The organism is Pseudomonas sp. MYb327 (assembly GCF_040438925.1).
Classification (GTDB): domain Bacteria; phylum Pseudomonadota; class Gammaproteobacteria; order Pseudomonadales; family Pseudomonadaceae; genus Aquipseudomonas.
Genome location: NZ_CP159258.1, coordinates 3,057,179 through 3,069,691, shown reverse-complemented (window position 1 = coordinate 3,069,691; position 12,513 = coordinate 3,057,179). Strand labels below are relative to the sequence as shown.

General features: G+C 56.3%; 14 protein-coding genes and 1 tRNA gene. 11 read left to right on the top strand and 4 right to left on the bottom strand.

Annotated elements, in window-relative coordinates:
* Positions 1-85 precede the first annotated feature (85 nt).
* The 3 genes from ABVN21_RS13800 (at position 86) to ABVN21_RS13790 (ending at position 2,182) form a co-directional block, all read left to right on the top strand.
* Positions 86-162 (top strand) — tRNA-Val (locus tag ABVN21_RS13800).
* Between the two features lie 1,220 nt (positions 163-1,382).
* Complete coding sequence (locus tag ABVN21_RS13795) at positions 1,383-1,577, top strand: hypothetical protein (RefSeq protein ID WP_339553274.1); 195 nt, start codon at positions 1,383-1,385, stop codon at positions 1,575-1,577.
* 149 nt (positions 1,578-1,726) lie between these two features.
* Positions 1,727-2,182 carry a DUF2214 family protein gene (locus tag ABVN21_RS13790; RefSeq protein WP_339553275.1) on the top strand — a complete coding sequence of 152 codons (456 nt, stop codon included), beginning with the start codon at positions 1,727-1,729 and terminating at the stop codon, positions 2,180-2,182.
* A 212-nt stretch (positions 2,183-2,394) separates the two neighbouring features.
* On the opposite strand, the gene csrA is transcribed toward ABVN21_RS13790, so the two are convergent.
* On the bottom strand, positions 2,395-2,589 hold the full coding sequence (gene csrA / locus ABVN21_RS13785; protein ID WP_007938114.1) for a carbon storage regulator CsrA: 195 nt from the start codon (positions 2,587-2,589) through the stop codon (positions 2,395-2,397).
* 250 nt (positions 2,590-2,839) lie between these two features.
* Between csrA and ABVN21_RS13780 the strand changes: the two genes are divergently transcribed.
* A complete protein-coding gene (locus ABVN21_RS13780) occupies positions 2,840-3,205 on the top strand; it encodes an SPOR domain-containing protein (RefSeq protein ID WP_339553276.1) in 366 nt (121 codons plus the stop codon).
* A 146-nt stretch (positions 3,206-3,351) separates the two neighbouring features.
* Here ABVN21_RS13780 and ABVN21_RS13775 read toward each other — a convergent pair whose 3' ends face one another.
* From ABVN21_RS13775 to ABVN21_RS13765, 3 genes are all read right to left on the bottom strand, one after another.
* Complete coding sequence (locus ABVN21_RS13775) at positions 3,352-4,041, bottom strand: endonuclease I family protein (RefSeq protein WP_339553277.1); 690 nt, start codon at positions 4,039-4,041, stop codon at positions 3,352-3,354.
* Between the two features lie 4 nt (positions 4,042-4,045).
* Positions 4,046-4,336, bottom strand: a complete 291-nt coding sequence (locus tag ABVN21_RS13770) for a DUF1654 domain-containing protein (protein WP_339553278.1) — start codon at positions 4,334-4,336, stop codon at positions 4,046-4,048.
* A 157-nt stretch (positions 4,337-4,493) separates the two neighbouring features.
* Positions 4,494-5,582 carry an asparaginase gene (locus tag ABVN21_RS13765; RefSeq protein ID WP_339553279.1) on the bottom strand — a complete coding sequence of 363 codons (1,089 nt, stop codon included), beginning with the start codon at positions 5,580-5,582 and terminating at the stop codon, positions 4,494-4,496.
* A 348-nt stretch (positions 5,583-5,930) separates the two neighbouring features.
* Between ABVN21_RS13765 and ABVN21_RS13760 the strand changes: the two genes are divergently transcribed.
* From ABVN21_RS13760 to rbsD, 7 genes are all read left to right on the top strand, one after another.
* Positions 5,931-6,383, top strand: coding sequence for a hypothetical protein (locus ABVN21_RS13760; protein ID WP_339553280.1), 453 nt, complete (start codon positions 5,931-5,933; stop codon positions 6,381-6,383).
* A 189-nt stretch (positions 6,384-6,572) separates the two neighbouring features.
* Positions 6,573-7,529, top strand: a complete 957-nt coding sequence (locus ABVN21_RS13755) for a sugar ABC transporter substrate-binding protein (protein WP_339553281.1) — start codon at positions 6,573-6,575, stop codon at positions 7,527-7,529.
* Between the two features lie 55 nt (positions 7,530-7,584).
* Positions 7,585-9,138 (top strand): sugar ABC transporter ATP-binding protein, encoded by a 1,554-nt coding sequence (locus ABVN21_RS13750; RefSeq protein WP_339553282.1) that lies wholly within the window; start codon positions 7,585-7,587, stop codon positions 9,136-9,138.
* Positions 9,135-10,112, top strand: coding sequence for an ABC transporter permease (locus tag ABVN21_RS13745; protein ID WP_339553283.1), 978 nt, complete (start codon positions 9,135-9,137; stop codon positions 10,110-10,112). Before ABVN21_RS13750 ends, ABVN21_RS13745 begins: the two co-directional genes overlap by 4 nt.
* A gap of 3 nt (positions 10,113-10,115) precedes the next feature.
* Positions 10,116-11,135, top strand: coding sequence for a LacI family DNA-binding transcriptional regulator (locus tag ABVN21_RS13740; RefSeq protein ID WP_339553284.1), 1,020 nt, complete (start codon positions 10,116-10,118; stop codon positions 11,133-11,135).
* Positions 11,136-11,159: 24 nt separating this feature from the next.
* The gene (gene rbsK, locus ABVN21_RS13735) at positions 11,160-12,077 is read left to right on the top strand and encodes a ribokinase (RefSeq protein WP_339553285.1); all 918 of its coding nucleotides are present in this window, start codon (positions 11,160-11,162) and stop codon (positions 12,075-12,077) included.
* Positions 12,074-12,478 (top strand): D-ribose pyranase, encoded by a 405-nt coding sequence (gene rbsD, locus ABVN21_RS13730; RefSeq protein WP_339553286.1) that lies wholly within the window; start codon positions 12,074-12,076, stop codon positions 12,476-12,478. The genes rbsK and rbsD overlap by 4 nt, the downstream gene beginning before the upstream one ends.
* Positions 12,479-12,513 lie beyond the last annotated feature (35 nt).

Below are 12,513 nucleotides of genomic sequence, written 5' to 3'. Positions count from 1 at the left end.
ATTAAATATTTTGCATATTCATAGGGTTAGCGTGAAAAAAGGTGTTGACACCCCTCCGGAATTCCGTAGAATGCCGCCTCACAGCAGGCACGTAGCTCAGTTGGTTAGAGCACCACCTTGACATGGTGGGGGTCGTTGGTTCGAGTCCAATCGCGCCTACCAAACAAAATCCGCTCTGCTGGGCGGTCTAGAAGGGCTCACCGAAAGGTGGGCCCTTTTTTGTTGTGTGTGGAAAGACGTTGGAAAAAAGTTCGGTCATTTTTCATTTACTGCAGCCTCGTCCCATCCTTCGATGTAATTAAAAATCTGATACTTGCCTGCCTGCCTAAGGCACGGCAATACCGCCGTTACTTCACCATTGCCTTTTACCTTGGTGCTTATTCGCACGACGTGACAGGGAAGGGAGGGGATTAACCGTTCGTCGGATCTCGAGCACGATCAAAGAGTTGGCAAGTCGATGTAGTAGCCCAAGAAAAAGACAGGTTCCTATGCGATCACTAATACTCGATTTGCCGAATGGGCGGGAGCTTGCGAATGAGCTTGATCTCGCTACCGAGCAGATGATGTCTATCCCGGTCGATCTAATCGGTAGCGCCCAGTGGCGGACTGCTTCATATAAGCAGCAGCAGGCTTTCCAAGAATGGCGAGAGTATCTTCAGCTCATGGCTGATGGGCGGGTACGTGTCGAGGCACTGAGGGTCGCCTGATCTATAGCCGGTATAGATTAGTCAGACCATGCCGGTGGAGCAGGACAGGGATGAGCAAAGCCACCCAGCTCGGATCGCTCACTTCGGCTCAACTGCCCGGCCCCGATTGACACCCTTCGAAAGATTATTCAGTTCTTCTTCCAGATACATAGCTGACGGGCTTGGAGCTCCGGCTCCGATCAGTTTGAGCTCCCTGGATACAGCTACAAGGCGTTTACCGTCCCTGAAGTCGAGATTTTGGGCAGACGAGGATAGGGCATTTTGTTTTGCGCCTGACATGCTGACTTCCTTGTGTTCGGTTGAGAAGTTACCAATACCGCCAGGTCGTCACTATTTCAATCTCTACGCCGGGTTGAACTGAGACAAATTATGACAACCAAGCTCTCCGGTGCGGAATCACTCTGGCGCTGAGATGAATCCACTCGCATTGAACTGTAGGCATTGAATCGCATCCAACCAGAACGGATGACCAGGCGTTCGGTCACATACTCTGGCGGGAGACAAATAGATGGGGAGGCGAGCGATGATCAAATTCTTTGCGGTTTACCTGTCCGCCTGCCTGCTGCTGCAGTGGACTGTGGTCGAGGCGTCTCCCTGGATCGCCTCGCATGTCCTTTTGAGGTGGATCCTGTAACGCCGTCGTTAAGCGTGCTACTTCATAGATAGGAGTCGCATATGATCTCTGACCAAGTGAACCAACAGACAAACGATACCAAGGCAGTGTGGGATCAATATTTCTGTGCCGCGTTGATTGCCGAAAGCAACCTGACGGCGCCTGTCGTAGGCGGGGCCACTCACGAAGACCGGCAGAACCTATTGATCGAGAGAGCCAAGGCGCTCGCCGACAAGATGATGGAAAACCGAAAATAACCAGAGCCCAGCCATCGCGCTGGGCTTTTCGTATCTAGGCATTTTCGAATTTGAGTCAGGAGAAAACAAAGAGACTAACGGTGCAAAGCGCCAATTCATGGGCTACTACTGACTGGCTGATTCAACCTCATCCTGGCAGGAGCATCTTGATGCTGATTCATTGGTTCCTTGCGGCAGTTCATCTTTTGGCTTATGCGTTGGCGTTCTGGGCGGCGCTGGCCCGTGGCACGGCTTTTAGGCGATTGACTGGCGGAGTGGGAGAGGCTCGCAGTGTGTTGGTCGCGGATAATCTGTGGGGGATCTCTGCGATTGTCCTGCTTGTAACCGGTGGTATGCGCGCCTTTGGCGGTTACGAAAAAGGCACCGATTATTACCTGCATCAACCGTTGTTCCATCTCAAGATGACGTTGTTCGTCCTTATTCTGCTACTTGAAGTCGCACCGATGGTGACGTTGATCAAATGGCGGATTGCGCTGGCGCGGGGCACGGCTATCGATTCCAGACGAGCAAAGCTGTTTGCGCGCATCAGTCATATTGAAGCGCTTCTGGTGTTGCTGATGGTTGTGGCAGCTACGGGTATGGCGCGGGGGGTGACGTTTGCTTAAACATATGGGATCAGGCACTTCCTCGGGGTTGCAGGGAAATGTCTGACAGTCACAAGTTGCGGCTTGCCGTTAGTATTGGTTGGCCTGTGTAGCAGCGTGAAGTCATGGCTCCACGACATTGGTTGAGCGAGCAATCGAAGCTTGGTGACGATTGAATCTTTAGCCAGCCGTCGTTCCGGGGCGAACGGGCTGGCTACTGACTGCAGCAGGATTCAAGGAGTTTGCGGTTTGTCCGGGGCGGTCAAGCCAGCCTGAATGCGCTGATAGATTTCTTCGCGATGCACCGCAACGTCTTTAGGTGCGTTGATGCCAATTCTGACTTGCTGGCCGCTTACGCCCAGGATGGTGATCGTAATGTCATCACCAATATTTATGCTTTCACCGACTTTGCGGGTGAGTATCAGCATGGTCTTCTCCTTGATTGCTTTGTGGGGCACCTGATTCGGACAGTGCAGAGGTCGGTGGTATGTATAGATTAGTGCGAAGTCTCACGGTTTGGGTGCCTCTTTCTGACGCGCAGATGCGACATTAATTCCCAAGGTGTAACTATACAGAGGCCGCAACCATCATTCTCGTTGTTTTGAGCCGATTTTGCGGCACTCGGGAAGTATTCATGAATGATAAAATCCCCGCTTTAAGCATTCAGAGGGAAACGCTGTGCGCAATTTTGTCTTGATAATGGCGGTACTGGCGTTAGCGGGTTGCGGTGAAGGTAAGAGTGTAGATGCGCCAAAGCCGCAGGTTGCACCGATCGCGGCACCTGCGCAGGCGACTGGGCCTCAATGGGATCTCGAAGTGCGAGGCGCAACCCCTCAGGCAGTCAGCGACCTCAGCGGCTGGCTGATCGAACACAATTTCATGTCCAGTGTCGTCAAGGAAAACGGCGAGGTGCGGATTCTGATGGGGCCTTTCAATTCGAAGGTCGAAGCTGAAGCCAAGCAGGCAGAGGTGGCTGCAGCCGTTACTCGCGCGAAAAAACAGAATATCGAGTTGCTAGTTCTTGAGCGCTCGGCAGCTCAGTAGCAATCCATTACCGATCATGCAAAAACATTGGAACAAGAAGCGGCACCGCCAACGGGTAGTTGCACCTGACTTCATATAGGTAGGCGCTCGTAAACGAACAAGGCCCTGGGCGTTGAACCTGGGGCCTTATTGTTTCCAGTGGTCGCTCAGCCGCAGGTTTTCATGTCCACCGGGCCGACAAACTCGTTGCTGCGTCCCATCACGCACGCCACGCTCTGGTTTCGCTGACGTTCCCATGCCTGAACCGGATAGGTCTTGTCCCAGGCTTCGTACAGTTGCCGATCCTGTTTCGACAGGCGCAATCCATATTGTTTGCTCATGTAGAAGTAAGTGCGAGCGATCATGCCGCGAATGGAGGGGCGTGGCATTACCTTCTTCGCCTTGAAGTCGACCTGAGTCAGGCATGACCCATATTGACCCGCTTGTTCCGGTAACCAGCCGAAACTGAAGTTACTGCGATCCCCATTTACCTCGCCGATGCTGGGTACCAGGTTATGTAGGTCAGCCTCGGCTTTTTGATAAGTCGGATCGTACCGGGTGCAATTCTTGCGTCCACCTTTCTGCCAGCATTCGCGCTGATGGCCGATCTGCCAGGCTGGAACAATGTGCTCCCATTCAATACGAGAGGCGCGCTTGGCATTTTTGCGCGGGACATAGCCGCATGCCGCGAGATTTACCTTATTGCCGGTGTATTTACATCCGCAGTAGAACTCAGTGGATTGTGGTGCATACAGCTTCCAGGCGACTTTCTTGGCTTCGGTAAAGGTGCGTGGCGCGTCAGCCTGGGCGCCCATTGCGAACAGCAGTAACAGCAAACAAAAACAACGGGAACTCATCGACTCAGTCTTCCTTCGGCACAACCCAGAAAATCTGCACGCCACCGTCGTCTCGATAGGCCAGGGTGACGTTGTCGTTCTCATCGATTTCTTCGAGCAAACGTTCCCACTCATCCACTGGTTCGTCCGGAAGACGGAAAATCAGGGCAGCTTTGGCTTTCTGAGCCGTGGGGGAGTTGATGATTTTCTGAACGCGCAGGCCCATGCGTACATAGGTGTCAGGAGAGACAGAGGTGGTATCCACGAAATTATCCTTATTAAGCTGTACGTGCATACAGTATTTAAGTGTAGGCATTTTCGCAACTGCTTAAAATTCAAGAAAATCCTCTGACACCACCTTTATCAGTTTGGTGTAGGACTATGTCGATTTTTTTGTCGGATGTGTGTTGCCAACGAGGTAAATCGACATGTGCGATGCCCGACCGGAATCGGTCGGGCGAGGGGAGGGCGAATCAGTATTCCCAGAACATCCGTTGCAGCTCTTTGCTGTCATTGGTCTTGGTCAGTGCGACCATGGCCAGGATGCGCGCTTTCTGCGGATTCAAGTCGTGCGCGACGACCCAGTCGTATTTATCGTCCGGTTGTTCCGCGTTGCGCAGTACGAAACCGCCGGCGTTGACGTGGGAAGAACGAATGATTTGCACGCCGTCCTTTCGCAAGGCCTGCAAGGCTGGAACCACCCGCGAAGAAACCGAACCATTGCCGGTACCTGCGTGGATGATGGCCTTGGCACCTGACTGAGCCAGTGCCTTGTAGGCGGTATCGTTGACGTTGCCATAGGAGTAGGCGATTTCGACATCAGGCAGGCTTTTGATGGTTTTGATGTCGAATTCCGAATCCATGGTGTGGCGCTTGGCAGGCAGGCGGAACCAGTAGGATTTACCTTCAACCACCATCCCGAGCGGGCCCCAGGCACTTTTAAACGCCTCGGTCTTGATGTTGATCATTTTGCTGACGTCGCGACCCGACTGGATTTCGTCGTTCATGGTCACCAACACGCCTTTGCCTCGTGCTTCTTTGCTGCTGGCCACGGCCACGGCGTTGTACAGGTTGAGCATGCCATCAGCTGACATGGCAGTGCCCGGACGCATGGAGCCGACGACGATGATCGGTTTTTCGGTTTTTTCTACAAGGTTCAGGAAGTAGGCGGTTTCTTCCAAAGTGTCGGTACCGTGGGTAATCACGATGCCGTCGACGTCTTTGCTGTCCGCCAGTTCCGAAACGCGACGACCCAGCTGCAGCAAGTTGTCGTTGGTGATGCTTTCGGAGGCGATCTGCATGACTTGTTCGCCGCGAACATTGGCCAATTGACTCAGCTCCGGAACCCCGGCGATCAGTTGTTCGATGCCGACTTTCGCCGCTTGATAAGTTGCACTGTTGGCGGCGCTGGCGCCTGCTCCGGCGATGGTGCCGCCGGTGGCGAGGATGACCACGTTCGCCAGTTTCTGTCGGTTTTCCGCTTCTTTTGCCTGAAGGGCAGTCGGCAGCAGTAGCAGAAGGGCCAAAGCGCCCGGAACAAAGGTCTTGAAAGCATATGTCATTATTTTTCTCTTCTAGTAGTGAGACGGTGCTGATGCAGGTTCATCTAGATGCACCCAAACGGATCTGAACGCTTGGGGTGCAGGAGAAGAGCAGGATCTGTACCAGCCACACACTGCGTGGAGAAAAGCGTTTAACTTTATGAATTGTTTAAATTTTTAAACTTCGCGTGTAGGTTGCCGCGATGTGGACCGTCCGGGTTTCCGACTAAATGCAGCCTTTGTGTTCGGCTCCCCGAAAGTGAAGCAGCGCTTTATTAGGCATTCCCTTCGCTGAGCCGAAAATCAGCGTTAAAGAAACTCGCACGCAGGTCGATGCTCCGTTAAAGGATCTTTATCTCAGGAGTTCACATGTCGTTAACGATCGGTATCCCCAATGCCGCGGGCATCACCATTGGTGGCAAGACAGCCACTACGATCCGTGCATTGAGCGAGGCGACAGATTCCGCGACTCAAGCGCTGGGTACGCAGGGCAGCGATACCAAACAGGTCAGGACAGGGCCGGTCGGTTTGGGGAAAGCTTCTGAAGCGCAAACCGAGGTCAGCGATTCCGGTAGCGTTGCGCAGAAGGTATTGCTTAAGCGAATGAAAGAACTGCAAGAGCAACTGCGCGAGCAACAGCAACAACTGGCGGCAGCTCAGGCCGCGTCCTATCCAACACCGGAAGCCAAGACCACAGCGGTCATGGCGATTCAAGGGCAGATTGCCGAAACCAATGGCGCCTTGATGGAAGTCGCCGCCAGCCTGCTCAAGGAAATGGCTAAGGGCTCCGGTAGCGGATCGATGGTCAATACGACTGCTTGAAATAAACAGGCTTTTACCCGGCCTCAACATGGCTGTTCTGATCGTTGACAAATGTCGGCAGGGTTCTCATAGTTCGGTCTACGCAAACGTTTGCGCAGTTCCTTCGACGGATTAATTTCCTCACCGGAGTTTGCGACCATACGCCAGCGCAAGCGTTGCTCACAATAATCATAAGACCGGAGTGAACCCATGAAGCTGCCATTCGCTGGACGTCTTCTCGCTGTCGCTATGTTGGCTGCCGCAGCCGCCGCGCTACCTGTTTCTTCGGCTTTTGCCGAGAGTCCGGAAAAACCTAAAGTCGCATTGGTCATGAAATCTCTGGCCAATGAATTCTTCCTGACCATGGAAGATGGTGCCAAGGCCTACCAGAAAGAACACTCCGGCGAATTCGAGCTGATCTCAAACGGTATCAAGGACGAAACGGACACTGCTAACCAGATCCGTATCGTCGAGCAAATGATCGTCTCCAAGGTCGATGCATTGGTCATCGCGCCAGCTGATTCCAAAGCCATGGTGCCGGTGATCAAGAAAGCAATCGATGCCGGGATCACCGTGATCAATATCGATAACCAGCTGGACCCGGCAGTGGTCAAAAGCAAAAACATCAATGTCCCGTTCGTAGGTCCGGATAACCGTAAGGGTGCACGTTTGGTGGGTGAGTACCTCGCCAAGCAGCTGAAGGCCGGCGACGAAGTCGGGATCATCGAAGGTGTGTCCACCACCACCAATGCCCAGGCCCGAACCGCAGGTTTCAAAGATGCGATGGAAGCCGCGCAGATCAAGGTGGTGTCCGTTCAGTCCGGCGATTGGGAGATCAACAAGGGCAACCAGGTTGCCTCGGCCATGTTGAGCGAATACCCGCAAATCAAGGCATTGCTCGCCGGTAACGACAGCATGGCGGTCGGTGTGGTGTCTGCCGTGCGTGCTGCGGGCAAGGCCGGCAAAGTACAGGTGGTCGGTTACGACAACATCAACGCCATCAAGCCGATGCTCAAGGACGGCCGCGTGCTGGCCACTGCGGACCAGTTTGCTGCCAGGCAAGCCGTATTCGGCATAGAGACTGCGCTGAAAATCATCAAGGGCGAGAAAGTCGACAGCAGCGCCAACGGCGTGATCGAAACTCCGGTAGAGCTGGTTACCAAGTAATCATCTGGCGACACAATGGCGCTCGCCCGACCGGGCGAGCGCATGGAGAGTTTTTATGTCAGTTTCTGCCCCGAACGCGGTCCTCTCGGTCAGTGGTATCGGCAAGACCTACGCCCAACCGGTCCTGACCGGTATCGACCTGACGCTCATGCGCGGTGAAGTGCTGGCGTTGACCGGCGAGAACGGCGCAGGCAAAAGCACGTTGTCGAAAATCATTGGCGGGTTAGTCACGCCGACCACCGGCCAGATGCAATTTCAGGGGCGCGATTATCGCCCTGGCAGCCGAACACAGGCTGAAGACCTGGGCATCCGCATGGTCATGCAGGAGCTCAATCTGTTGCCGACACTTTCGGTGGCGGAAAACCTGTTTCTCGACAACTTGCCCAGCAACGGTGGCTGGATCAGCCGCAAGCAACTGCGCAAGGCTGCAATCGAAGCGATGGCCCAGGTCGGGCTCGACGCCATCGACCCTGACACCCTGGTCGGCGAGCTGGGCATCGGTCATCAGCAAATGGTTGAGATCGCGCGCAACCTGATCGGCGATTGCCATGTGCTGATCCTCGACGAACCCACTGCGATGCTCACGGCCCGTGAAGTCGAAATGTTGTTCGAGCAAATCACTCGCCTGCAGGCTCGTGGCGTATCGATCATCTATATCTCTCATCGCCTCGAAGAGTTGGCTCGGGTGGCTCAGCGCATTGCCGTGCTGCGCGACGGCAATCTGGTGTGCGTCGAGCCGATGGCCAATTACAACAGCGAGCAACTGGTCACGCTGATGGTCGGTCGCGAACTGGGCGAGCACATCGATATGGGGCCGCGCAATATTGGCGCTCCGGCCTTGACGGTCAAAGGCTTGACCCGATCCGACAAGGTTCGCGACGTTTCCTTCGAGGTGCGCGCTGGCGAGATCTTCGGGATTTCCGGTTTGATCGGAGCAGGGCGCACCGAGTTGCTACGCCTGATCTTTGGGGCGGACATTGCGGACAGCGGCACGGTGGCGCTAGGTTCGCCCGCGCGGACGGTCAGCATTCGCTCACCGGTGGACGCGGTCGCTCACGGCATCGCCCTGATCACCGAAGACCGCAAGGGTGAAGGCCTGCTACTGACTGAATCGATCGGCGCCAACATTGCGTTGGGCAACATGCCCGGCATTTCCAGCGGCGGTTTCGTCAACAATGGCGACGAGGCCTCTTTGGCTCAGCGTCAGATCGATGCCATGCGTATCCGCAGTTCCGGTCCGGCGCAACTGGTTTCCGAGTTGTCCGGCGGTAATCAGCAGAAAGTCGTGATAGGCCGTTGGCTGGAGCGTGATTGCTCGGTGCTGCTGTTCGACGAGCCGACCCGTGGCATCGACGTCGGCGCCAAGTTCGACATCTATGCACTGCTCGGTGAGCTGACCCGCCAGGGCAAGGCACTGGTGGTGGTCTCCAGTGACTTGCGCGAATTGATGCTGATCTGCGACCGCATCGGCGTGCTGTCGGCGGGTCGTCTCATCGACACCTTCGAGCGCGATAGCTGGACTCAGGACGACTTGCTTGCCGCCGCTTTCGCCGGCTACCAAAAACGTGATGCGCTGCTCAACGAAGCAGCGCCTAGGGATCTTCCATGAAAACCGCATCCTCCGCCGGCAAACGCAGTGGCAACTTTTACGGCCTCGGCACCTACCTGGGCCTGGCCGGTGCCTTGCTGGCGATGGTGGTTCTGTTCTCGCTGTTGAGCAGCCACTTTTTGTCCTATGACACGTTCAGCACACTGGCCAACCAGATTCCGGACCTGATGGTCCTGGCGGTCGGCATGACGTTTGTGCTGATCATCGGCGGCATCGATTTGTCCGTGGGTTCGGTGCTGGCGCTCGCTGCTTCGACGGTCAGCGTGGCGATCCTCGGCTGGGGCTGGAGTGTCCTGCCGGCAGCGTTGCTCGGTATGGCGGCTGCTGCACTCGCCGGCACCATCACCGGGTCGATTACTGTGGCATGGCGGATCCCGTCATTCATCGTGTCTCTCGGCGTGCTGGAAATGGCTCGTGGCGTGGCGTATCAGATGACCGGTTCACGCACTGCTTATATCGGCGACGCCTTCGCCTGGTTATCCAACCCGATCGCCTTTGGTATTTCGCCTTCGTTCCTCATTGCGTTGCTGATCATTTTCATTGCCCAGGCAGTGTTGACCCGCACCGTGTTCGGTCGCTACCTGATCGGTATTGGCACCAACGAAGAGGCCGTGCGCCTCGCGGGGATCAATCCGAAGCCCTACAAGATCCTGGTGTTCAGCCTGATGGGGCTGCTGGCCGGTATCGCCGCGCTGTTTCAGATTTCTCGCCTGGAAGCTGCCGATCCGAATGCCGGTTCCGGACTGGAGTTGCAAGTGATTGCGGCGGTAGTGATTGGCGGAACCAGCCTGATGGGCGGTCGCGGATCAGTCATCAGCACGTTCTTCGGCGTATTGATCATCTCTGTACTGGCGGCTGGTCTGGCGCAGATCGGTGCGACCGAGCCGACCAAACGTATCATCACCGGCGCGGTCATCGTGGTCGCGGTGGTACTCGACACTTATCGCAGTCAGCGCGCAAGCCGGCGGACCTGAGTCATGGCAACGATCAAGGATGTAGCGGCGCTCGCGGGGATTTCCTACACCACGGTTTCCCACGTGGTGAACAAGACGCGGCCGGTCAGCGAGGAAGTGCGGATCAAGGTCGAGGAAGCGATCAAAACCCTCGACTACGTTCCCAGCGCAGTGGCCCGGTCCCTCAAGGCCAAAACCACCGCGACCATCGGTTTGCTGGTGCCCAATAGCCTCAACCCGTACTTTGCCGAATTGGCCCGTGGCATCGAGGATTACTGCGAGCGTAATGGCTATTGCGTGATCCTGTGCAACTCCGACGACAATCCGGAGAAGCAGCGCAGCTACCTGCGCGTGCTACTGGAAAAACGCATCGATGGGCTGATTGTCGCCTCGGCCGGCGGCGATATCGGCTTGGCGCAAGGTCTGGCGGCTGTGCGTACGCCGATGGTGATCGTCGACCGTGGACTGGAAGGCGTCAATGCGGATCTGGTGCGCATTGATCACGAATACGGCGCCTACCTGGCGACCCGGCACTTGCTGGAATTAGGCCATCGGGACATCGCCACGATCAGCGGGCCGGCAACCACCAGCGTGGCGCAGATGCGTCTGGCCGGTTTTTGCCGGGCGCTCAAAGAGGCGGGCGTCGAAGTGCCACGCGAGCGCATGCTGGAAAGCGATTTCACCAGCACCGGTGGTTACAGCGCTGCCGCGATGTTGCTGGAGAGCAATCCGCCCAGCGCGATTTTCGCGACCAACGACATGATTGGCATCGGCGTTCTGCGAGCCGCCGCCGAGCGCCATATTCTCGTGCCTACGCAACTGTCGGTGATCGGCTTCGACGACATCCAGATGAGCCGTTATGTCTATCCGGCATTAACCACCGTGGGCCAATCGATCCTGCAACTTGGCGAAATGGCGGCGGAAGTCCTGTTGCGACGGATCGGCACGCCGCAGCTGGACACCGAACAACGAATTGTGACGCCCAGCATCGTGATACGGGAGTCGACCGCGCCGGTGGCCGGTGTGTTTGCCGAATATCGTTGAAATCGAATTTATGAGTAGAGATGTATGCCAGCAAAAGTAGTGGTAATAGGCAGCCTGAACATGGACCTGGTGACCCGGGCGCCGCGACTGCCCCGGGGTGGCGAAACGCTGATTGGCGAGTCCTTTGCCACGGTCTCTGGCGGCAAGGGTGCGAACCAGGCTGTGGCCGCCGCGCGATTGGGTGCGCAGGTGTCGATGGTGGGCTGCGTTGGCAGCGATGCCTACGGCGAAGAGTTGCGCGGTGCCCTGTTGGCTGAGCAGATTGATTGCCAGGCCGTCAGCATCGTGGACGGTTCCAGCGGTGTGGCATTGATTGTGGTCGACGACGACAGCCAGAACGCGATCGTGATCGTCGCCGGTGCCAATGGTGCACTGACCCCTGCGGTGATCGGCTGCTTCGATGCGGTCCTGCAGGCCGCCGATGTGATCATCTGCCAGCTGGAAGTGCCGGATACCTCGGTCGGCCATGCGCTCAAGCGCGGTCGTGAGCTGGGTAAAATCGTGATTCTCAACCCGGCGCCGGCCAGTCGTCCGTTGCCGGCGGATTGGTATGCAAACATCGATTACCTGATTCCAAACGAAAGCGAGGCGTCGGCGCTGAGCGGTTTGCCGGTGGATTCTCGACAAAGTGCGGAAACCGCCGCGACCCGCTTGATCGAGATGGGCGCCGGCAAGGTGATCATCACCCTCGGCGCTCAAGGATCGCTTTTTGCCGATGGCAAAAGCTTCACGCATTTCCCGGCGCCGACCGTCAAGGCAGTCGACACCACGGCGGCCGGCGATACCTTTGTCGGAGGTTTCGCTGCGGCACTGGCGGGCGGAAAAAGCGAAGTTGAGGCCATTCGTTTCGGGCAAATCGCCGCGGCGTTGTCCGTTACCCGTGCAGGTGCACAACCCTCGATTCCAACTTTGTCCGAAGTGCAGGCGTTTAAAACACCATGAAAAAAACACCTTTGCTTAACATCGCGCTGTCGCGACTGATCGCTTCCCTGGGCCATGGGGACAAGGTCGTCATCGGCGATGCGGGACTGCCGGTACCGCCGGGCGTTGAATTGATCGACCTGGCGTTGACCCATGGAATTCCGGATTTCGTCAGTACCTTGAAAGTCGTGCTCAGCGAGATGCAGGTTGAAAGCCATGTCCTGGCGCAAGAGATTCTGGAGAAAAAACCTTCGGCGTTGGCCGCATTGGATAAGTTAAATACCGAGGGCTCGCTGGGCCAGCGCGAGCTGCTCAGTCATGAGCAATTCAAAGTCATCAGCCGACAGGCTCGCGCAATAGTCCGTACCGGTGAATGCCAGCCGTATTGCAACATCGTGTTGATCGCCGGAGTAACGTTCTGAATCGCTTCTGTCTCACCGTTCTACCCTGCACAAGG

Excerpts from the sequence above, each read along its gene's own strand:
- ABVN21_RS13795 (WP_339553274.1), top strand. The coding sequence starts at position 1,383 with ATGATCTCTGACCAAGTGAACCAACAGACAAACGATACCAAGGCAGTG.
- ABVN21_RS13790 (WP_339553275.1), top strand. The coding sequence starts at position 1,727 with ATGCTGATTCATTGGTTCCTTGCGGCAGTTCATCTTTTGGCTTATGCG.
- csrA (WP_007938114.1), bottom strand. The coding sequence starts at position 2,589 with ATGCTGATACTCACCCGCAAAGTCGGTGAAAGCATAAATATTGGTGAT.
- ABVN21_RS13775 (WP_339553277.1), bottom strand. The coding sequence starts at position 4,041 with ATGAGTTCCCGTTGTTTTTGTTTGCTGTTACTGCTGTTCGCAATGGGC.
- ABVN21_RS13770 (WP_339553278.1), bottom strand. The coding sequence starts at position 4,336 with ATGCCTACACTTAAATACTGTATGCACGTACAGCTTAATAAGGATAAT.
- ABVN21_RS13765 (WP_339553279.1), bottom strand. The coding sequence starts at position 5,582 with ATGACATATGCTTTCAAGACCTTTGTTCCGGGCGCTTTGGCCCTTCTG.
- ABVN21_RS13760 (WP_339553280.1), top strand. The coding sequence starts at position 5,931 with ATGTCGTTAACGATCGGTATCCCCAATGCCGCGGGCATCACCATTGGT.
- ABVN21_RS13755 (WP_339553281.1), top strand. The coding sequence starts at position 6,573 with ATGAAGCTGCCATTCGCTGGACGTCTTCTCGCTGTCGCTATGTTGGCT.
- ABVN21_RS13750 (WP_339553282.1), top strand. The coding sequence starts at position 7,585 with ATGTCAGTTTCTGCCCCGAACGCGGTCCTCTCGGTCAGTGGTATCGGC.
- ABVN21_RS13745 (WP_339553283.1), top strand. The coding sequence starts at position 9,135 with ATGAAAACCGCATCCTCCGCCGGCAAACGCAGTGGCAACTTTTACGGC.
- ABVN21_RS13740 (WP_339553284.1), top strand. The coding sequence starts at position 10,116 with ATGGCAACGATCAAGGATGTAGCGGCGCTCGCGGGGATTTCCTACACC.
- rbsK (WP_339553285.1), top strand. The coding sequence starts at position 11,160 with ATGCCAGCAAAAGTAGTGGTAATAGGCAGCCTGAACATGGACCTGGTG.
- rbsD (WP_339553286.1), top strand. The coding sequence starts at position 12,074 with ATGAAAAAAACACCTTTGCTTAACATCGCGCTGTCGCGACTGATCGCT.